The organism is Ferrimonas lipolytica (assembly GCF_012295575.1).
Taxonomy (GTDB): Bacteria; Pseudomonadota; Gammaproteobacteria; order Enterobacterales; family Shewanellaceae; genus Ferrimonas; species Ferrimonas lipolytica.
The window spans coordinates 353535-374255 of the sequence record NZ_CP051180.1; the positions used below are offsets into that span (position 1 = coordinate 353535).

Annotated in this window: 16 protein-coding genes; 13 read left to right on the forward strand and 3 right to left on the reverse strand. The window is 49.8% G+C overall.

Annotation, left to right across the window (positions count from 1 at the left end; genetic code table 11):
* The first annotated feature begins 3 nt into the window (after window positions 1-3).
* The 7 genes from HER31_RS01710 (at window position 4) to HER31_RS01740 (ending at window position 10361) form a co-directional block, all read left to right on the forward strand.
* Window positions 4-1119: a PilT/PilU family type 4a pilus ATPase gene (locus tag HER31_RS01710; protein WP_168658987.1), complete on the forward strand. Its 1116-nt coding sequence runs from the start codon at window positions 4-6 to the stop codon at window positions 1117-1119.
* Window positions 1120-1396: 277 nt separating this feature from the next.
* Complete coding sequence (locus tag HER31_RS01715; protein ID WP_168658988.1) at window positions 1397-2041, forward strand: TetR/AcrR family transcriptional regulator; 645 nt, start codon at window positions 1397-1399, stop codon at window positions 2039-2041.
* Window positions 2031-3341, forward strand: coding sequence for an efflux RND transporter periplasmic adaptor subunit (locus HER31_RS01720; RefSeq protein WP_168658989.1), 1311 nt, complete (start codon window positions 2031-2033; stop codon window positions 3339-3341). The genes HER31_RS01715 and HER31_RS01720 overlap by 11 nt, the downstream gene beginning before the upstream one ends.
* On the forward strand, window positions 3338-6451 hold the full coding sequence (locus tag HER31_RS01725) for an efflux RND transporter permease subunit (protein WP_168658990.1): 3114 nt from the start codon (window positions 3338-3340) through the stop codon (window positions 6449-6451). Before HER31_RS01720 ends, HER31_RS01725 begins: the two co-directional genes overlap by 4 nt.
* 380 nt (window positions 6452-6831) lie before the next feature.
* The gene (locus HER31_RS01730) at window positions 6832-7149 is read left to right on the forward strand and encodes an MFS transporter (protein WP_168658991.1); all 318 of its coding nucleotides are present in this window, start codon (window positions 6832-6834) and stop codon (window positions 7147-7149) included.
* A complete protein-coding gene (locus HER31_RS01735) occupies window positions 7142-8365 on the forward strand; it encodes an HlyD family secretion protein (protein WP_168658992.1) in 1224 nt (407 codons plus the stop codon). Before HER31_RS01730 ends, HER31_RS01735 begins: the two co-directional genes overlap by 8 nt.
* Before the next feature lie 781 nt (window positions 8366-9146).
* Window positions 9147-10361 (forward strand): 4Fe-4S binding protein, encoded by a 1215-nt coding sequence (locus tag HER31_RS01740; RefSeq protein ID WP_168658993.1) that lies wholly within the window; start codon window positions 9147-9149, stop codon window positions 10359-10361.
* Window positions 10362-10773: 412 nt separating this feature from the next.
* On the opposite strand, the gene HER31_RS01745 is transcribed toward HER31_RS01740, so the two are convergent.
* The 3 genes from HER31_RS01745 to HER31_RS01755 form a co-directional block, all read right to left on the reverse strand.
* A complete protein-coding gene (locus tag HER31_RS01745; RefSeq protein ID WP_168658994.1) occupies window positions 10774-11334 on the reverse strand; it encodes a NapC/NirT family cytochrome c in 561 nt (186 codons plus the stop codon).
* Between the two features lie 385 nt (window positions 11335-11719).
* Complete coding sequence (gene fghA, locus HER31_RS01750) at window positions 11720-12559, reverse strand: S-formylglutathione hydrolase (RefSeq protein ID WP_168658995.1); 840 nt, start codon at window positions 12557-12559, stop codon at window positions 11720-11722.
* Between the two features lie 61 nt (window positions 12560-12620).
* On the reverse strand, window positions 12621-13751 hold the full coding sequence (locus HER31_RS01755; RefSeq protein WP_168658996.1) for an S-(hydroxymethyl)glutathione dehydrogenase/class III alcohol dehydrogenase: 1131 nt from the start codon (window positions 13749-13751) through the stop codon (window positions 12621-12623).
* 152 nt (window positions 13752-13903) lie between these two features.
* Between HER31_RS01755 and HER31_RS01760 the strand changes: the two genes are divergently transcribed.
* From HER31_RS01760 to HER31_RS01785, 6 genes are all read left to right on the forward strand, one after another.
* A complete protein-coding gene (locus HER31_RS01760; protein WP_168658997.1) occupies window positions 13904-14776 on the forward strand; it encodes a LysR substrate-binding domain-containing protein in 873 nt (290 codons plus the stop codon).
* Between the two features lie 132 nt (window positions 14777-14908).
* Window positions 14909-15820, forward strand: coding sequence for a sulfate adenylyltransferase subunit CysD (gene cysD / locus HER31_RS01765; RefSeq protein ID WP_168658998.1), 912 nt, complete (start codon window positions 14909-14911; stop codon window positions 15818-15820).
* Window positions 15820-17253, forward strand: a complete 1434-nt coding sequence (gene cysN, locus HER31_RS01770) for a sulfate adenylyltransferase subunit CysN (protein WP_168658999.1) — start codon at window positions 15820-15822, stop codon at window positions 17251-17253. Before cysD ends, cysN begins: the two co-directional genes overlap by 1 nt.
* A 3-nt stretch (window positions 17254-17256) precedes the next feature.
* The gene (locus tag HER31_RS01775; RefSeq protein WP_168659000.1) at window positions 17257-18990 is read left to right on the forward strand and encodes an SLC13 family permease; all 1734 of its coding nucleotides are present in this window, start codon (window positions 17257-17259) and stop codon (window positions 18988-18990) included.
* Window positions 18991-19034: 44 nt separating this feature from the next.
* Complete coding sequence (cysC, locus tag HER31_RS01780; RefSeq protein ID WP_168659001.1) at window positions 19035-19625, forward strand: adenylyl-sulfate kinase; 591 nt, start codon at window positions 19035-19037, stop codon at window positions 19623-19625.
* The gene (locus HER31_RS01785) at window positions 19622-20581 is read left to right on the forward strand and encodes a DHH family phosphoesterase (RefSeq protein WP_168659002.1); all 960 of its coding nucleotides are present in this window, start codon (window positions 19622-19624) and stop codon (window positions 20579-20581) included. The genes cysC and HER31_RS01785 overlap by 4 nt, the downstream gene beginning before the upstream one ends.
* Window positions 20582-20721 lie beyond the last annotated feature (140 nt).

The window sequence follows — 20721 nt, forward strand, 5'->3', positions numbered from 1 at the left end:
GTTATGGATATTCAACCACTATTGCAAACCATGCTCGACCGCAAGGCCTCGGATCTGTTTATTACCGTAGGCTTTCCTGCCAGTGCCAAGATCGATGGTGAGATGGTTAAGCTCGACAATGAAAAGTTATCGCTGGAGCAAGTGATAGCCATGGTCGAAAGCTTGATGAACGACGACGTTAAAGCCCATTTTCATCAGCACCGTGAGGCCAACTTTGGTTACTCCGGTGTTAATGAGGAAGCGCGTTTCCGAGTGTCGGCGTTCTGGCAGCGTGACAACCCAGGCATGGTGCTGCGTTCGATTCAGACCCGCATTCCCTCAATGGAAGAGCTATATCTGCCCGAGGTAATGAAAGAGGTTTGTATGTCCAAGCGTGGTCTGGTGATTATGGTTGGCGCTACCGGCACCGGTAAATCAACCTCGCTGGCGGCGATGGTTGGCCATCGCAACCGCAACCAACGTGGTCACATCCTTACCATTGAGGATCCGATTGAATTTGTTCATACCCATGAACAAAGTATCGTCACTCAGCGCGAGGTTGGGCTAGATACTGAAACCTTTGAAGCGGCACTGCAAAGCTCATTGCGACAGGCGCCTGACGTTATCTTAATTGGTGAAATTCGCAGCCAAGAGACGATGGAGTTCGCCTTAGCCTTTGCGGAAACAGGCCACCTCTGTATGGCAACCTTGCATGCTAACAACGCCAACCAAGCACTCGATCGCATCAATCACCTTGTGCCGAAAGAGAAGCATCAGCAGCTATTATTTGACCTGTCATTGAATCTGAAAGCAGTAATGGCGCAGCAGTTGGTGCCAAAGCGGGATGGCAGTGGTCGTCGTGTTGCCATTGAGGTACTGCTTAATACACCGCGAGTATCGGACATTATTGCCAAGGGCGACCTGCATCTATTGAAAGAGACCATGACCAATAGCCGTGAGCAGGGGATGCAAACCTTCGATCAGGCCTTGTTTGATCTCTATGACAGCGATCAGATCAGCTATGCTGACGCCTTGCACTACGCGGACTCTCCCAACGATCTGCGCTTGATGATTAAGTTGAAGCAATCCGGTAATACCGGCTCAGGCTATCTCGAGGGTGTTACCGTCGATCTCGATTAACGCATATGGACGTTATATCTATTTGTCTCGACGCCACCTAAATAGGTGGCGTTTGTTTGTGTGAGGCACGCTTCAATGCTGATCAGCAACAGCAACAGCAACAGCAACAGCAACAGCAACAGCAACAGCAACAGTACAAAGGCATTTTGCTGTGCTAATCAGGGGCAGCAAACTAGATAATTAATCAATGAATGGCAAATGAGTTAATTATCAATCTGACAACGTCGACTCACGTTCATATAATTAGTTAATCATTGATTAACTTCGTAGGCTTGCTATGACTTCTTCTCGTCCAGTTGGACGCCCTAAAGTGCAACCTGATGCTGATAACTCAGTACGTAATTTACTTATCTCGGTTGCATTAGAGCTGTTTGCCAGTCGCACCTACTCGCAAGTGTCAACGCGCGAGATTGCGGAAAAGGCCGGTAGCAATATCGGTATGATCCGTTACTACTTTGGCAATAAGGCGGGGTTGTTTGAGGCTTGTATTGCTGAATTTTACCGGCCGATAGTGGCGGTATTGCAGCAGATGGAACAAGAGGAAAGCACCGACATTGAAAAGATGATCCTGTGTTATTACGAGTTGTTGGCCGAACACCCAAACTGGCCAAGAATGTTAATTACATCAATGCAGCTCGATAGCGGTACGGAACAGCGTGCTGCGTTAGAGCGTGTAATTCGCAAGCTCAGAGAGTTGATTGTTAAGGTTGTTTCCCGCGAAGGCGCGTTACAACCAGAGTGTAATCCACGTTTTGCCTCAACCAGTATTTTGTCGATTATTCTGTTCCCATTTTTGATGCCTGATGCCCTGCGTAAACAGAATGGTTTACTCCTTGACTCAGAGACGCTCTCGCAACTAGCAGCGCACAATGCCCAAGTATTACGTCACGGCCTTTTGGCGGGGAATCGCAATGAAAGATAGCAAGTTATGGATAGCTGCAGGTGTTGCTGCTGGGGTTGGACTGTTATTGCTCGCCAAGGTACTTAAACCTGGTGTTGATGTCGATCCTGGCTTTAATCGTGCTCGCTTGGTCGATGTGGTTCAGGTACAGCAACAACCGTTGGCTCCTGAAGCTCAGGGCTTTGGGCGGGTAAGTGCTAAGGTTAACTGGCAGGCGCTGTCTGAGGTTGGCGGTGAAGTTATCTATCGCCATCCAGATCTTTATGCTGGCCGTTTGTTGCTTAAAGGCACCGAGCTGTTGCGAATTGACCCCCTTGAGTATCAGCTTAAATTGGCCCAAGCGCAGGCAGACAGAAGCTCGGCTCAGGCTCAACTTACCCGAGTAGATCAAAGTCAAAGCAACCTCAAGTCGTCACTTGAGTTGGAACAAAGTCGACTCAAACTGGTTCAAGCCGAGACCAAGCGTAAGCAGCAGTTGTTCCAGCAAAATCTTATCTCTGATTCAGAGCTTGATACCCAGCAAACGTCACTGCTAGCACAGCGCAACGTAGTGCAGGATCTGCAAAACCAGTTGGCGCTCGTGCCGGATGATCGTTTAGTCGCAGTAGCACAGCTAAAAGTAGCCTCTGCAGCGGTTAACGATGCAGAGCGCCGCTTGGCCAAAACCGTCTTTACCCTGCCGTTTGATGGTCGTATTGGCGACGTGAATATTGAGCAAGCACAGGTAGTGAGTGCCGGACAGGTACTGTTTGAAGCTCAGGGCATGGACATAATGGAAGTGGAAGCTCAGGTAGCTATGCATGAGTTTCGCACCCTCGCCGCGGGCTTTACTGCTGCGCCAGTACCGGGCAAGTTTCAGGTAAGCGACCTCAATCTTGCGGCTTCGATTGAGGTGGAGTCTGGCCAGTGGAGCAGCCGCTGGGACGCAACTGTAACTGGCATTCGCCAAAATATTGATCCCAACCAAGCGACCGTTGGCGTGGTGTTAGAGATAGCGCAAGATTGGTCGCAACTGGATCTGACCGAGCGGCCGCCACTAAGCCAAGATCTGTTTGTGCGCACCACCATTGTGGGAGCACCGCAAACGGTACTGACGGTACCGGCTAGAGCTCTGCGTCAAAGCAGCCTATATCTGTTGAAGCAGGGTAAACTGGCTATTACGCCAGTGGAAATCCTGTTCCGTAGTGGCGACGTAGTAGCGGTAGTGGGAAGTAATGAAGGCGCGTTAACTGCCGGCGATACAGTGGTAATGAACGACTTAATTCCAGCGATTGACGGCATGGCTCTGCGGACGACAACTGCACAGGAGTCGCAACCATGATCCGCTATTTTGTCAAACACCCAACCGCAGCCAATCTGGTGATGGCGGCTTTTATCCTGTTGGGTATCTTGAACATCAACAATATCGAACGAGAAACCTTTCCAGAGTTCTCGCTCAATTACATCTCCGCCACAGTGGTCTATCCGGGTGCCTCACCACTGGAGGCCGAGCAAAGCCTGTGCCTGCGGATGGAAGATGCGGTTGATAGTCTCTCTGGCATTGCAGAGGTCCGCTGTGAAGCCAGTGAAGGCTTAGCAACCTTGATAGTTAAGCTTGATGACGCTACCGATGTATCGCGAATGCTGGTGGATGTGCAAACCGAGATCAACGCCATCAACGATTTCCCTGTGGAGATCGAAGCCCCAATTGTACAACAGCTGGAAATGAATGAAGCGGTGCTCGACATCGCTGTCAGTGCTGACACCGATTGGCCGGATCTTAAGGCCTATGCTGAAGACCTAAAGCGGCGGATGAAGCTAGACGCTGGCGTATCGTTGGTTGAAGTATCGGGATTTTCTGATCATGAGCTGCGGGTTGAAGTGCGAGAGGTCGCACTGCGACGGATGGGACTAAGTATCAATGCCGTGGCTGAGGCGTTGGCGGCGCAGAACTTGATGCTACCGTCGGGTAATATCGAGATGGCTGACCGTAACCTCCTTATTCGTTTTGATGAGCGCCGGGTTACCGCTGCAACCTTGGGGGAGCTGGTGATCAGCTCCTCTGCTGAGGGCGGCGTGGTGCGTTTGCGTGATGTTGCCACCATTACCGACCGCTTCGAACAAGATGAAGCTAAGGTGTTGTTCAACGATCAAAACTCAGCCATCGTTAAGATCAGTAAAAGTAAAACCGACGATGCTCTTGAAGTGAAAGCACGGGTAATGGCTTTCCTTGAGCAAGAGCGGTTACGTGCTCCTGATGGGATAACGATTACCGCCTCCAATGACACCACCTCATTACTGTGGGATCGCCTCACTATGATGGTGCGTAATGGCGGTCAAGGCATAGTGCTGGTGTTTGCGGTGATGTGGTTGTTCTTCTCATTGCGTTACTCATTCTGGGTGGCATTGGGATTACCGGTATCGTTCCTTGGCGGCCTGTACGCCATGTTCCTACTGGGGATCTCTATAAATATTATGAGCCTAGTGGCGTTGCTGATGGCCATTGGTATTCTCATGGACGACGCCATCGTTATTGCTGAATCGATAGGAGCCCAAATTGATAATGGGGAGGATCTCGATGGGGCGGTGATCCACGGCGTATCGCGGGTGATGCCCGGGGTGATTTCAAGCTTCTTAACCACTGTGTGTGTATTTGGTTCGCTGATGTTCCTTGATGGCCAGATGGGGGCGGTGTTGTCGACGGTACCCAAGGTGCTGTTATTGGTGTTGGCTATTTCACTTATCGAAGCCTTCTTGGTATTGCCGGCTCATCTGGCGCATTCGCTTCACAGCGCTCGTAAGCGTGGGGTTGATGCTGGCAAGGTCTCGCGCTTTAAGGCGGGGTTTCAGCGTCGGTTTGAGTTTTTCCGTAGTCGCATTCTAAAACGTTGGGTGCGCACTGCAGTTAATTACCGCTACATCACTTTGGGCTTAACCATGACACTGCTGCTCGGCTCGCTTGGTTTGGTGAGCGGCGGCGCGGTTAAGTTTATCCCTTTCCCAGAACTGGATGGCGATATTGTTGAAGCGCGGGTTATTCTGCCGCCGGGCTCGACCTTGGCACAAACTGAGACAGTCGTTGCCCAGATTAGTGCGGCGGCGAAGCGAGTGACCGCCAATTTCAGTGAACTCAATGAAGGCGATGAGCCGCTACTGGAGAACATAACTGAGCACTTCAATTCCAATCAAGACGCTGGTGAAGTTGGCCCACACGTTGCGACAGTGCGGTTAGATCTGCGCTCTGCCGAGATTCGAGCGACCCAAATGGATGATGTTGTTGCCGCTTGGCGCGAACAAACCGGCGCAGTGACCGAAGCGGTGGCACTGTCGTTCAGCCAACCAACCATGGGGCCTGCCGGCCGTGATATTGAGGTGCGGCTCAAAGGCGATGATCTTGACCAGATCAAGCTGGCCTCGGTAGCGATGCAAAACTACCTAACGCAATTCTCTGGAGTTACCGATCTGCTCGATGACATGCGTCCGGGCAAAGAGGAGGTGTTAGTAACACTGTTACCAGGGGCTGAGTCCTATGGTATCAATGGCCAGATGATCGCGTCGCAGCTGCGTGCCGCTTACTTTGGCCAAACCGCTGATGAGATCCAAGTGGGCCCTGAAAACCTGCAGATCAACGTGTTGTTAGATAAAGCCGATGCGGCCCAGATGCGTACCTTAGAGCGTTTTCCTATTGTGCTGGCGAGCGGCGACCAAGTGCCTCTGTCCAGTGTTGCTCGCCTTAACTTTCAGCGTGGTTTTGTCCGTATCCAGCGGGTTGATGGCCTGCGTACCGTAACAGTTACCGGTAATGTTGATAATCGCTATGCTAATGCCACTGAGGTAGTTAATCAGCTTAAAGCTGAGTTTGCCCCACAGCTGCTGCGGGACTTTCCGTCGGTGCGCTTAGATTTTGAAGGGCAAACCAAGGAGACCGCCGATACGGGTAGCTCGATGGGACAGGGGTTCCTGATTGGGATCTTTGGGGTGTTTGCCATTTTGAGCTTACAATTTCGCAGCTACAGCCAGCCATTTGTTGTCATGCTAGCGATTCCATTTGCCTTAATTGGCGTAATTTGGGGCCATCTGCTTTTGGGTTACTCGCTGTCGATGCCATCAATCATGGGCTTTGTGTCATTGGCGGGTATTGTGGTCAATAACTCGATTCTATTGATGCAGTATATCCGCGAGCACATAACCAATGGGCAAGCGGTAATCGATGCGGTTGTTGCTGCTAGTGGCGAGCGCTTCCGAGCGGTAATGATCACCTCGATGACCACCGCAGCAGGGATGTTACCGCTGTTAACCGAGACCAGTTTACAGGCTCAGGTAGTGCAACCGCTGGTGGTATCGATTGTGTTCGGCCTGTTCTCGTCAACATTATTGGTGGTGCTAGTACTGCCTTGTGCCTACACCGTTTTGGATGATCTTGGCTGGGTCAGTCATGATCAACATCACTAACTAAGACGGATTCGCTACCGGAACTGTTACACCGATCAGTTCTGGTGGCGTCATTTTGCGAACCTTGCCTCGTTAAATTGAAGTTAAATCCAGTAACATTTACGTTGGCTTGAGCGCGCTACTGTAAGCCGTTGTTGCGGCGAGTTGCTGCTCAAGTCAGAAATAGTGCGTAAGTTACTGTGATATTTAATATAGGTGATCGTTGCAATTGTGAAGGTGTGGTGTTATTTACTTTGCCCAGACGTTGCCGTTGTGTTGCATCTACTGTCTTCCTTCGTCGTTAAATGTCAGGAGTTATGTCATTCAACTCCAAATTCAGCTCTTATTAAGGTTGTAGCAGTAATCTACCGAAATCTTTTGAATTAAGGTCCGAGAACATTATGAGCCTTGTATCAATGCCCTTTGTTGGCACTGGAGCGGACACAGCATTGCATGTGGTAGCAGGCACAATGCTGGTTATCCTGATCGCAGCGGTAGCGGTTGGGTTTTGGAAGCTGCACGAATTACCCGTGCACAAAGCAAAGGAAACGGATCATCAACAGATAGCGCTTATATCTGTGCTCACATGGATTGGATTTGTTTGGCACTACGTATGGGTGCTGGCGGTAATTATCGCGTTTGTCGATGTAGGCTCTGCACTGCGTCGAATTAGAGACATTTGGCGTGAGCCATCCAAGCAGGAGAATGATCATGCTTGAAGGATTAGCGGTATGGGCCGCGTTTATCTACCTATTGCGCATGGTTGGCGTGCCATGGACTAAACCCTTTCAGATTTTCGCCTACGTTGGTGGCGGCTGTTGGTTGGTTTTCGTTTGGATTGGTTTGCTGAACTACACCCCAATGGACTTGTCCGGTGGTTCTTACGTCCAGTCGCCACGCATTCAATTGCGCCCTGGTGACATTGCCATCAACGGTAAGATTGGTCAAATCTACGTCAAGCCAAACCAAACCGTTGAAAAGGGTCAGTTGATTTACGATCTTGAAACCAGTGAATACACCATTGGTGTTGAGCGTGCTAAAGCGGAACTGAACAATCAGAACGCCCAGCTGCAAACGGCGAAGGAAGATGTATCTATTGCTATCGCTTCTGCCGATTCTGCTCGCTATGAGATTGATAACGTTGACGGTCAACTGGCCGCTGCACGTATCGAGTTGAAGCTGCAACAAAGCACCACTAAACGTTTTGAAAATCAAAACCGAGTGGCGATAAATACCATCTCCGAAACCGAGATGGAGCAGCAACATAATCTTGAAGATAAAGCGGAAGCGAACGTTAATGCGTTGCAGGCTTCGTTGTTGCAGTCTCGAGCTGATGCGCAGAAAGCGACCTTGAATATTGCCCGTGCTGAAGCTGCGGTTGCTAAGGCTGAAGCTGAAGTAAGTACGGCGGAACAAGAGTTGGAAGAGGCTCGTCGTCAGCTTAATGAAACCAAGATCTTTGCGCCGACAGATGGTTACTTAACTAACTTTATTGCTCGCCCAGGTCAAATTGTTGCACGCATGCCACGTATGCACATGTACACCAATGAAAAGTACGTATTGATGCGGGTGAACCATCAGGCTATCCGCAACATTAAGGTCGGTCACGCGGCAGAGTTTTCAACTCCGGTTTACCCCGGCCACGTGTTTGCCGCGGAAGTCGAAGGTATTATCGAAGCCACTGGTGAATCGCAGCCAAGCATCTGGGGCGTGGATGAAAACGTTCGAGCTACTACTGGTCAAAACGCAAGGAACAAACACCACTTGGTGCGTCTGCGCATTATCGAAACCGAGGGCTATGATATCCCGGTTGGTTCCGCTGGTTTAGCGTGGATCTCCGGTGACAAACCAATCTCATTCATGGCATTTTTGGATGTAATTCGCGGCATTATTTTGCGAATGAAAGCGCAGTTGTACTACGTCTACTCTATCTAGATTCAGCACAACAACGTAAATAGAAAGGGGGGAGCTAATATGGCTCCCCCTTTTTTGGCTGTGTCACAGTTAAGTGTTGAGGTTTATATCAAGCCTTCGGCTCAACCGATTGCAGTACTCTTGAGGGGGTATGTCGCGGTGGCGACGGCATACTCTTGTATGCATTAGGGGTGAGCGTCCCCCCTTTGCCTTAGGTCACAGTCCAAAACGCTTCGCTGGACTGCTCCAATGCGGCAGAAGGTCAACGACGGTAGTGCTTTGCGCTTGTATCAGCACTTGCCAAATCGGTGCTTTATCAGTATTCGAAAGAACAACACTTAGTTGGTACACAGCCCTTTTTTGTATTGCCTGACCCATCCCGAAATAGGTTTACACATTGGAGACCTACTATGGAAAAGCGACAACACAAGCAGCTTCGCTGAACGTAGCGGAATAACCCAATGACCGTTTAAATTATCTGTGGTTGAAGCGCTAGAACGGGGCGAAATGACCTAGAGGCAGGTATAAAAGCGGTTCGGTATTCAAAGCTTTGGCTCCGCCTTTTATCTACATGAGTCTTCCAAAGGTGCTTATTTTTATGATCCCACCAATGACGGTTGTTAATGCCAATCTGGCGGCTATTCTGCCTCCTATCTCTCTGGTTATCGCATGATCTAACCGAGCTATAGCCACCCAAATTTCGCCTGAATCACACTTTATAGAATCAGCTTCATTAATGCTGAACGAATGCTGAATCTAACGGACATACCTGTATACGAGATAATAAAAGAAGTACTCGAATATGACTGTTGTAGAATCTATCTCCCTAATGCTGGGATTGCTGTATGCCGCTAGTTTGCTCTATTTCAGCGGCAAGAAATGGGGAGCGGGGTTAACCGTCGCCTTAACTGGTGCAGCTGTGGTTGCGGCCAGTGCATGGCCGTTATTGGTTGGGGCTGCTGTAGCGATAGCGGTGTTGGTAGGAATGAAACGTTGGCAGCCGCAATTGGCTCAAGGTGAGGGCAGAGAGAACCAGATCCGCGAACTGGTGCATCATTTTTTCTCATTGTCGATATTGATAGTGGGTATGCAATATGTGCTCTATCACGCGCTACTGCTGAATGATATGGGCGGCTCGCTTATCCGTCCTGATGTGGTCGATGCGTTTTTGCCGATTGCCGGTGGTATTGGGATCCGTTCCATTTTGACCATCAACGTATGGGATAGCCACCATCCGGCAGCAGCGGTGATGCTGTTGACCGTAGTTGTTAGCGCCATTGTATGTAAACGCGCATTTTGTGGTTGGGCCTGCCCACTAAGCCTAGCTGGCACCTATCTGTATAAGCTCCGCAAGCGCTTTATTGCTGGTGATGCGGTACCACCTAAGTGGTTAGATTGGCCGCTGCGTATGCTCAAATACTTACTGTTAATTGCGCTGGTTTATATTGTCTTCGGCATGCCTGCAGAGTCGTTGCCTTATTACTTGAACGGTAACTACCATAAAGTAGCTGATGTGAAGATGGGGATGTTCTTCCTTAATCCAAGCCTGATTGCAGCCATTATTATTGGAATTATTTTGGTGATGGCAGCATGGCAGCAACATGCATTTTGCCGCTACCTATGTCCATATGGTGCTGGGTTGGGGTTGGTAAGTTTCCTAAGCCCATTGAAGATCCGCCGTGACAGTAAAAGTTGCTTGATTGAGTCTCGCGGCATGAAGTGCGACAAGTGCAGCCGCGCTTGCCCTGCTCGAATTCAAGTGCACCAACAGATCTCGATTCGCAGTGACGAATGCCAAGCGTGTATGCGTTGTGTTTCGGCCTGCCCTAAATCTGCGGCTCTGGGCTTCAGTACGCGCAACAATTGGCGTGTATCGGCTCGGGGTATTGCCATCATTATGTTGGTGGTGATGTTCGGCATCCCATTGGCAGCTTACGCTGGCGGCTACTGGCACAGTGATGTAACCGATGCTATTCGATTGCAGTTAATCCCTTACCTCAACAGCATTGGCCACTGAGCTAAATAACCACGATATAAAGGCGGTATGCAGTAGTTGCTACCGCCTTTTTAATGGTTCTGTCGTAGTTAGCTGTTGAAGTTTATCTTCAGCCTTCGGCTTCACCGATTTCGGTGCTTTTGGTGGGTATGTCGCAGTGGCGACGGCACATTCTTTTATGCATTAGGGAGGAGCTCCGCTCCCTTTGGAATGCCCCTTGCTTTAGGTCGCAGTCCAAAGCGCTTCGCTGGACTGCTCCAATGCGACAGAAGATCAACGGCGGCAGTGCTTTCCCCTTGTATCAACACTCGCCTAGCCGGTGCTTTAACAGTATTGGCACCACAACTTGTTGCTACACAGACATAAAAAAACCCGCACAAGGCGGGCTTTTTCAATCGGTTGTGTTTGCCGAAGCAATACTCAGTATCAGCGATTAACGCTTGTATACGTGAGCTACACCTTTGTGACAATCAACACAGGTCTTACGCTTGTCTTCAGCTTTTTCGAAGTTCTTAGCGTGCATACGCTTAGCCATCTTCTTCATGTCTTCAGGCTGATCTTCGTAGATGCGAGTGTGACAGTGCTGACAGTTAGCAGAATCGGTATCTTTGAAGTACTTCATTGCTTTCTTAGCTTGCTCAGCGCGGTTCTCGTCCAACCATTCTTGGGTGTTGAAACCGTCGATGGTCAAGTAACCGTACAGATCTTTAGATACGATGATCTTTTTCACTAAGTAATCAACTGGTCCGTGTGGCAAGTGACAGTCTTGACACTGAACAGTGATGCCAGATTTGCCGCCGCCGTGCGCAGATGCCATAACTTCATCACGCAGCGAGTGGTTGCTGTGACAAGTCATACAGAATGCATCGGTACTGGTTGCATGCAGGGTTTGTTGGGTAGTGAAATAGCCTGCAACACCGATAACGATGCCGATGGCGATTAAGGCGAAAATTGAGAATTTTGCGCTTGGTTTAAACAGGGCACGCCAGTTCATTACAGTTCTCCACGAATAGAAATATTTAATTAATGCGTAATCTTCACATCTTAGGTGGGTAATTGTAAGCGTAATTCGACTGGGAGTTAGGTTTTTGATGGCAAAACTAGACCTGAATCAAAGTTAACATCAGCTTGAATTCAATCGAATTTAAATGAAACTAATGGAAATCAAAAGCTACCTATAAGTGGGTACTTAAAATGGGCATTGTAAAGTGTGCATTAATACACACTTTTACAAAAACGGCTGAGAGTTCTTGTCGAAAAGTTTGTTTAATCTGCGTTTTTTAGTTTTGTAACAAACGTCGTTGGTAACAACTATCAAAAGAGTGTCGACGCCAAAAGTAGAGGGGTCGACACCTAGATATTGTGTTAAAGGTGTTGTGTTAAAGATATTGAGCGTGAAAGCGCAGATGCTGTTCGATAAAGCTAGCGATAAAATAGTAACTGTGATCATAACCGCGGTGACGATTCAACGTGAGCGGGTAGTTGCTCTGTTGTGCTGCGTTAACCAGCGCTTCAGGCTGCAATTGTTCTGGTAAGAAGTTGTCCCCTTCGCCTTGGTCTACCAGTGCCGGCGGTTGCACTGAGCCGGAACTTGCTGCCATTAGCAAACAGCTGTCGTACTGCTGCCAGTGGTTTTTATTGGTGCCTAAATATGCGCTGAACGCTTTCTGGCCCCAAGGTACCTGGCTTGGATTGACGATTGGGCTAAAAGCCGAAACGGAACAGTATTGCTGCGGGTTGCGCAGTGCGATCATCAGCGCGCCATGCCCCCCCATTGAATGGCCTGCAATAGCGCGTTTCTGAGTTACCGGGAATTGCGCCTCAATTAGCTTAGGTAGCTCATTAACAACGTAATCGTACATGCGGTAATGTTGGTCCCACGGTGCTTCGGTGGCATTGACGTAAAAACCAGCCCCTTGGCCAAGATCGTAACCGTCATTATCTGCGACGTTATCGCCACGAGGGCTGGTATCGGGAGCGACAATGGCGATTCCTAATTCAGCGGCAATACGATGCGCCCCAGCTTTTTGCATAAAGTTTTCATCGGTGCAGGTAAGTCCCGATAGCCAATACAGCACCGGCACAGGTTGAGTCTGTGCTTGTGGAGGCAAATAGATCGCGAAGCGCATAGCGCAACCAAGGGCTTGGCTCTGGTGTTGGTATTGTTTGTGCCAGCCGCCGAAACTCTTAGTGGCGCTAACGTTGTCGATATCTTGCATTGGTCACTCCTCAAATAAACCTAAAAGCGCAGCCCAGTAAGAGCTGCGCTAACCGCTAAGGTTATTTGTCCATGTGTAAAACGGTACGGATACTTTTACCGTGATGCATCAGATCGAAGGCTTCATTCACTTGCTCTAGCCCCATGGTGTGAGTGATAAAGTCATCTAGCTTGAACTCGCCAGCCATGTAACGCTCAACGTACTCTGGTAACTCCGAGCGACCCTTTACGCCCCCAAAGGCAGAGCCTTTCCAGACACGGCCAGTAACCAGCTGGAATGGGCGGGTTGAGATCTCTTGGCCGGCACCGGCGACACCGATGATCACTGACTCGCCCCAACCTTTGTGACAACACTCTAAGGCACTGCGCATCAGGTGGACGTTACCAACACACTCGAACGAGAAATCAACGCCGCCGTCGGTCATCTCAACAATTACTTCTTGAATTGGCTTATCAAAATTCTTCGGATTAACGCAATCGGTTGCTCCCAATTTACGAGCCAAATCAAACTTGGTTTCGTTGATGTCGATAGCGATGATGCGACCGGCTTTAGCCATCTGCGCGCCAATGATGGCTGACAGACCGATGCCACCAAGACCAAATACCGCAACGGTATCTCCTGCTTTTACATTAGCGGTGTTAGTTACCGCCCCCATGCCAGTGGTGACACCACAACCGAGCAGACAAACCTCTTCAAGTGGTGCGTCTTTGTTGATCTTTGCCAGTGAGATCTCAGGCAACACGGTGTACTCACTGAAGGTGGAGCAGCCCATGTAATGGAAGATGCTTTCGCCGTTGATAGAGAAGCGGCTAGTACCGTCTGGCATTAGGCCTTTACCTTGGGTTTCACGGATCTTCTGACACAGGTTGGTTTTACCGGATTTACAGAACTTACATTCACCACATTCTGGAGTGTATAGCGGGATGACATGATCGCCGACTTTTACGCTGGTAACGCCTTCACCAATCGATTCAACGATACCACCACCTTCGTGACCTAAGATGGCCGGAAAGATCCCTTCTGGGTCATCACCAGAAAGGGTAAATGCATCGGTGTGGCATACGCCAGTAGCAATGATCTTTACTCGAACTTCGCCAGCTTTAGGCGGAGCAACATCAACGGTTTCCAGTTTCAGCGGCTGGCCTGCGGCCCAAGCGACCATGGCTTTAGATTTAATGGTTTGTGCGGTCATTAGCTATTCCTCGACTGATGAGCAACGGCGCTGCCGTTGCGATATGGCGCCCATTATATTGCCTTTCATTAAAGTGATAATTGGCTCTTTTGGTAAATTACTTTTACTGTGTGGTAATAATAATTGCAGCTATAGCTAACTAGAGAAGATAGATGTTTATTTGGGATGGGATCAGCGAATTTATAGCGGTAGTGGAAACAGGGAGTTTTACCGCCGCTGGTAAACGGCTTGGTATCTCCACTGCGCAAGTCAGCCGGCAGATTAATAGTTTGGAAACTCGGCTGGCGCTGAAGCTGTTTTACCGCACTACCCGACGAGTAACGGTAACTGAAACCGGCCAGCTCTATTATCAACAGTGTAAACCGTTAATCGAGGGGCTAGAGGAAGCTGAGTTGGTGATCAGTAACCTGCAGGCGACACCCCGGGGTAAGTTGAAACTAACGGCGCCGGTTACTTATGGTGAGCGCGCTATTGCGCCGGCTATCAATCGATTCTGTCTGCAATATCCTGAGCTGGAAGTTGAGTTGCAACTGTCTAACCGCAAGCTTGATTTGGTGGATGAAAACTTTGATTTAGCTATCCGCCTGGGGCAGCTAGCAGATTCGTCGATGATGGCCAAAAAACTCCATTCTCGACGACAATATGTATGCGCCGCGCCAACTTATCTGAACGCTAAAGGGGCACCACATAGCCTGTCTGAGTTAGGGCAGCACAACTGTTTAGTTGGCAGCGTAAGTCACTGGCGTTTTGCCCAAACGGGTAAGATGCGCACCATTAAGGTAAAGGGATCACTGCAATGCAACAGCGGTAAAGCACTATTGGATGCGGCCTTATTGGGAATAGGCATAGTGCAACTCCCTGATTACTACGTGGCTGAACACCTTAAGCAGGGCACCTTGGTTGAGGTGTTACGGCCATTTCGGCAAGAGGATGATGGGATCTGGGCGGTATACCCACACAACCGCCATCTATCGCCGAAAATCCGCTTACTATTGGAGCACCTCGACCACGAACTAAACCGCTAACCGTCTTCGCTAACCGTAGTTGAGGCGAAAATGTTGCTCTTACATATTCCATTAGTGAATTAAGAACTCAGTTCTTATAAGCAATAATGCGTTTATCAACACGCATTGGCGTCTTAAGGATTGAGGTTACATATGCTGTCATCAGAGCGTCGCACCCATCTACAACGGTTGGAAGCGGAAAGCATCTACATCATGCGCGAAGTGGTTGCTGAGTTTGAAAACCCAGTGATGCTTTATTCGGTCGGTAAAGATTCATCGGTGCTGCTACATCTGGCCCGCAAGGCTTTTTATCCCGGTAAAATTCCATTCCCGCTGCTTCATGTGGACACCACATGGAAGTTTAAAGAGATGATTGAGTTTCGTGATCGTATGGCCGAGCAACACGGTTTTGAGCTGCTGGTGCATAAGAACCAGCGCGGAATCGATATGAACATCAGTCCGTTTGAGCACGGCAGTGCTCTGCATACCGACATCATGAAAACCGAAGCGCTGAAGCAAGCGCTGGATCATTATCAGTTTGACGCCGCTTTTGGCGGTGCTCGTCGTGACGAAGAGAAATCTCGTGCTAAAGAACGGGTGTTCTCTTTCCGTGATAAACAACATCGCTGGGATCCTAAAAATCAGCGGCCCGAGCTGTGGCAGTTGTTTAACGGCCGTACCCACCCTGGTGAAAGTATTCGCGTATTCCCTTTGTCGAACTGGACCGAGCTGGATATCTGGCAATACATCTATCAAGAAAATATTGAAATTCCAGAGCTTTACCTCGCTAAACTACGGCCGGTAGTAGAGCGCGATGGCACTTTAATCATGGTCGATGACCACCGAATGCCGCTTGATGATGGCGAGATTGCGACCGAGCAGATGGTGCGTTTTCGTACTTTGGGCTGTTATCCACTTACCGGCGCGGTGGAATCTACCGCCACCACCTTGCCTGAGGTGATCCAAGAGATGCTATTAACCAAAACCTCAGAGCGGCAAGGGCGCGTTATCGATCACGATGGTGCGGGATCGATGGAGAAGAAGAAGGTCGAGGGATACTTCTAATGAATCAACAAAACGACTTATTGGCCACCGATATTCTCGGTTACCTGCAACAACATGAAGACAAACAACTGCTGCGTTTCATTACCTGCGGCAGTGTTGATGACGGTAAAAGCACCTTGATTGGCCGGTTGCTGCATGACTCTAAGATGATCTTTGAGGACCAACTCGCTTCAATTGAAGCGGACAGTAAAAAGGTGGGGACTCAAGGAGAGGCGATCGACTTAGCATTGCTGGTTGATGGGCTGCAATCGGAGCGAGAGCAGGGCATTACCATCGACGTAGCCTATCGCTATTTTGCTACCGATAAACGCAAGTTCATTATCGCTGATACCCCTGGGCATGAGCAGTACACCCGCAACATGGTAACCGGTGCATCCACTGCTGATCTGGCCATTATCTTGGTTGATGCCCGTGCGGGGATGCAGGTGCAAACCCGCCGCCACTCCTACTTGGTATCGATGCTGGGGATCAAACAGGTGGTGGTGGCCATCAATAAGATGGATCTAGTTGAACACAGCCAAGTGCGGTTTGAACAGATTAAAAAGGAATATCAGCAACTGGCTGTGGAGCTAGGGTTGGATGCAGTGCAGTACATTCCGATGTCGGCACTCAATGGTGATAACGTGGTTGAGCCGTCAGCAGCTATGCCTTGGTATCAAGGGCCGGTGTTGCTGCCTTACTTGGAAACTGTCTCCCTCAGTGAAGCGCAATTGACTGAACAGCTGCGTTTTCCTGTCCAGCTGGTGAGCCGTCCTAATTCCGATTTTAGAGGCTACGCTGGCACCATCAGCGCAGGTCAAATCGCGGTTGGGCAACAGGTTCAGGTACAGCCATCTGGTAAGCAAAGTACCGTAGCCCGTATTGTTACCTTTGACGGTGATAGGCCTCAAGCACAAGCCGGCGATGCGGTAACGCTGACCTTAGCTGATGAAATTGATATTAGTCGCGGTGAGCTGTTGGTTACCCCAGAGCAACCTGCACAGCAGGCGCAAGTAGCTGAAGGAACCGTGGTGTGGATGGCGGATGAGCCGCTGCGTATTGGCCACGAATATGGCATTAAGCTGGCAACTCAAACCGGTGCGGTGTGGGTTGAGCAGGTGCTTGATCAAACCGATGTGAATACCCTCGAGCGGAAGCAGGCTGAGGGGTTAGCGTTAAACGAGATTGGTCAAGTTAAGCTTAAATTTGGCAAAACCATGTTGCTGGATGATTATCGTGCGCATAACCACACTGGCAGCTTTATTGTGGTGGATAAGTTTACCAACTCTACTGTCGCAGCTGGGATGATAACCAAAGCGGTTGCAGCACCAGTGCAAGCCCCATCAGCGCAGTTTAGCGAGTTCGAAATTGAGTTAAACGCCTTGGTTCGTAAGCACTTCCCACATTGGGGTGCGGCTGATCTTGGTGCACTGATTAAGTCTGGCTCTAAATAAGCAATGGAACTGACACTGGCGCAGTGGGCGGTAATTGCCTGTGCAAATGGGTTAGTAGCCGCGCTGGTGCTTACCAAGATCAGGCCAGAGTTACTGTTTGCTGGGTTAGCGCTGTTGTTGGCGGCTTCGGGGCTGATTGAACCACAGCGTTTGCCCGAGCTAGCTTCAAATACCGCAGTGATAACGTTGATCCTATTGCTGCTGGTGTCTGCTGCGCTGGAAAAAACCGGGTTGTTGGCGCGATTAGGGCAGCATCTGTTTCGCCCGAGTTATGGGCAGACACTGATGCGCATTGGTACCAGCACCGTTATTAGTTCGGCTTTTCTTAATAACACTGCAGTGGTCGCAACCATCGCCGGGGTGATTAATCGGCAGGTTGATCACTTGCCTGCGCGGCTTTTATTGCCGTTGTCTTATGCGGCGATATTAGGCGGCACGCTAACACTTATCGGTACCTCAACCCATTTGGTGGTTAACTCGGTATTGATGGAGCAGGGGCGACCAACGTTGGCGTTGCTGGATTTCTTTCCTATCGGTATTGCCGTGGCGGTTGCTGGGCTCGGATTATTATTGGTGATTGCGCGGTATCTGCCAGATCGTAGCGTGGTAACTGAACAAGAGCAGCCCTACTTTATTGATGCACAATTGTTGGCGACCAGCCCGATGGTTGGGCGTACGGTGCAACAAAATGGCTTGCGGGCGCTTAATGGGCTTTACCTTGCTGAGATTGTCCGAGCAGGAAAGTTGGTTGCTCCGGTAGCGCCGGATCTAGTGATGCAAGCGGGCGATAAACTGGTGTTTTGTGGCGAGGTCGATCAACTCGGTGAGTTGGAACGGTTCGAGGGGTTAGAGTTGTTTGCCGGCAGCAATGGTTTGCTCAGCGACAACCTACACGAAGTGCTGTTAAGCCCAACCTCAAACATCGTTGGCAAAACCCTTAAACAGGTCGACTTTCGCTCTCGTTTTGACGCGGCCGTGGTAGCAATGCGGCGCCGTGGCGAACGCTTATCGGGCAAACTTGGGGGGATAGAGCTGCAAGGGGGTGACATCTTAGTGTTGGCGGTGGGTAAACGTTATGTGGCAGAGCGTCGCGTTAACCGCCATTTCTACCACGTTGGTGGCACCCAATTACCACGTCCATTAATGCCAATGCAGGAGTGGTTGCTCTATGCGGGTTTTGGTGCGGCGTTGATCGCTAACCTGAGTTTCGGTGTGTCGCTGTTCTTAGGGTTAGCGCTGTTGCTACTGGCATTGGTTGCCGCTGGTGTACTTAATAGCAATGACATTCGTCAACGCTTTCCGTTTGAATTGTGGGTCATTATTACCGGCGCACTGGCGTTGGCAGAGGCGTTTCAAAGCACTGGCTTAGCACAGGTAGTTGCCAACAGTTTGCAGGCAGAGCTGAGCGACGCTGGCGTGCTCACGGCATTTGCAGGCATCTATTTGTTGGCATTAGTGACAACGGAGTTGATGACCAATAACGCGGCAGCAGCACTGGTTCTACCGTTGGCGTTAGGGTTGGCGGATGCCTTTGGGGTGAGTGCGATGCCATTTATTATGGCGGTAGCCTATGGCGCCAGCGCCAGTTTTATTAGTCCATTTAGTTATCAAACTCATTTGATGGTGATGAACTTAGGCAATTATCGCAAACGCGATTATGTCCAGATTGGCGTACCAATGTCGCTGCTCTATAGCGCGATAGTATTGATGTTGGTACCTAAGGTGTTTCCGTTTTAGTGCCTAAGGCATAAACAACAATAGTCAGGGACGATGAGGCGAGAATGAGCAGTAACGTAGTGTGGCATCAACATCAGGTCGGCCATCAGCAGCGGCAACAACTCAAAGGTCATGGGGCGGCAGTACTGTGGTTTACCGGGCTGTCTGGCTCAGGTAAGTCGACCATCGCCAATGCCCTTGAGCAGCAGTTGTTGCAACGAAATATCCACAGTTATCTATTGGATGGCGATAACGTTAGGCATGGGCTTAATGGTGATTTGGGCTTTAGTGATGATGATCGGGTAGAGAACATTCGTCGAGTTGGTGAGGTATCGAAGCTGTTTGTTGACTCTGGCACCTTAGTTTTGTCGGCATTTATCTCACCGTTTCAAGCGGATCGTGACAGTGTCCGCGAGTTATTAGCTCCGGGCCAGTTCATTGAAGTGTTTGTCGACACCCCGCTGGAGGTGTGTGAAGGGCGAGACCCTAAGGGGCTTTATAAGAAAGCTCGCGCTGGTGAAATTCGCCATTTTACCGGTATCGATTCTGACTACCAGCGACCACAACAGCCTGAGATCCACCTCCATACCGCGCAGCAATCGGTGCAACAATCGGTAGAGCAGATCCTCGCTTACCTACAGCAGCGTGTGTTATGAGCCATTACGATCTATTTAATGGCGATGCCGATGGTATCTTTGCATTAATTCAGCTGCGTAAAGCTCAGCCACGAAAGTCGATATTAGTCAGCGGAGTTAAGCGTGATATTGAGCTGCTGGCCAAGGTTGATGCGAACAATCGCGACAGCCTTACGGTGTTAGATATCTCGCTAGATAGCAATCGATCCGCGCTCCAACAAGCGTTGCTGAATGGCGCCAGTGTTGATTACGTCGATCATCACTTTGCTGGCGAGATCCCAAGCCATCCTAAGCTAGCCACTGTGATTGAAACCGGACCGGCGTGGTGTACCAGTTTATTGGTTGATCGATTGTTGCATCATCGCTATCCAGACTGGGCTATCGCGGGTGCCTTTGGTGATAACCTTGATACGGTTGCGAGTCATTATGGCCAACGCCTAGCGATGTCGGAGCCGCAACTGCGTCAACTACAAACCTTAGGTCGATTAGTTAACTACAACGGCTATGGATTAACACTGGATGACTTGCAGTTTACTCCAGTGGAGCTCTATCAACGGTTACTGGCATACGACGATGCTATTGCTGCCGCGCACGGGCAAGAAGTGCTGGCGCTGCAGCAGCAACATGACAGCGACATGAGCCAGACCCAAGCGCTTGAACCGCTGCAAACGAGTACTGATAGCCAAGTCTACCTGTTGCCCAACCAAGCTTGGGCACGACGTGTAAGCGGCACCCTAGCTAATCAATTACAACTGCGCCATCCACGACACGCGATTGCGATGCTGCTCCCTATTGATGGTGGCTATCAAGTGTCAGTGCGGGTACCTACTGGTTTTGCTTTAACTGCGGACAAGTTTTGTCGTCAATTTCCTACCGGTGGTGGCCGTAAGCTTGCTGCCGGTATAAATCTGCTTGAGTCATCTCAGTACGAGTTGTTGTTGCAAATGTTTAATCAACAACTGTTACCGGTGTCATGATTCAGCCCTTTGCGACATAGTTTTGAGCGAGAGAAGTCGGTTCAGATTGTATTATCAACTTTCAAAATGGCACAATGCTTGGCCTATTCTGAATGAATAACTAAATTCCTGTGCCGCTGACATTGTGGTCTTCGGCCATA

Coding starts and splice junctions, on each gene's coding strand:
- cysC (WP_168659001.1), top strand. CDS start 19,035: ATGAGCAGTAACGTAGTGTGGCATCAACATCAGGTCGGCCATCAGCAG.
- HER31_RS01720 (WP_168658989.1), top strand. CDS start 2,031: ATGAAAGATAGCAAGTTATGGATAGCTGCAGGTGTTGCTGCTGGGGTT.
- cysN (WP_168658999.1), top strand. CDS start 15,820: ATGAATCAACAAAACGACTTATTGGCCACCGATATTCTCGGTTACCTG.
- HER31_RS01710 (WP_168658987.1), top strand. CDS start 4: ATGGATATTCAACCACTATTGCAAACCATGCTCGACCGCAAGGCCTCG.
- fghA (WP_168658995.1), bottom strand. CDS start 12,559: ATGCAAGATATCGACAACGTTAGCGCCACTAAGAGTTTCGGCGGCTGG.
- cysD (WP_168658998.1), top strand. CDS start 14,909: ATGCTGTCATCAGAGCGTCGCACCCATCTACAACGGTTGGAAGCGGAA.
- HER31_RS01730 (WP_168658991.1), top strand. CDS start 6,832: ATGAGCCTTGTATCAATGCCCTTTGTTGGCACTGGAGCGGACACAGCA.
- HER31_RS01775 (WP_168659000.1), top strand. CDS start 17,257: ATGGAACTGACACTGGCGCAGTGGGCGGTAATTGCCTGTGCAAATGGG.
- HER31_RS01740 (WP_168658993.1), top strand. CDS start 9,147: ATGACTGTTGTAGAATCTATCTCCCTAATGCTGGGATTGCTGTATGCC.
- HER31_RS01755 (WP_168658996.1), bottom strand. CDS start 13,751: ATGACCGCACAAACCATTAAATCTAAAGCCATGGTCGCTTGGGCCGCA.
- HER31_RS01735 (WP_168658992.1), top strand. CDS start 7,142: ATGCTTGAAGGATTAGCGGTATGGGCCGCGTTTATCTACCTATTGCGC.
- HER31_RS01715 (WP_168658988.1), top strand. CDS start 1,397: ATGACTTCTTCTCGTCCAGTTGGACGCCCTAAAGTGCAACCTGATGCT.
- HER31_RS01745 (WP_168658994.1), bottom strand. CDS start 11,334: ATGAACTGGCGTGCCCTGTTTAAACCAAGCGCAAAATTCTCAATTTTC.
- HER31_RS01725 (WP_168658990.1), top strand. CDS start 3,338: ATGATCCGCTATTTTGTCAAACACCCAACCGCAGCCAATCTGGTGATG.
- HER31_RS01760 (WP_168658997.1), top strand. CDS start 13,904: ATGTTTATTTGGGATGGGATCAGCGAATTTATAGCGGTAGTGGAAACA.
- HER31_RS01785 (WP_168659002.1), top strand. CDS start 19,622: ATGAGCCATTACGATCTATTTAATGGCGATGCCGATGGTATCTTTGCA.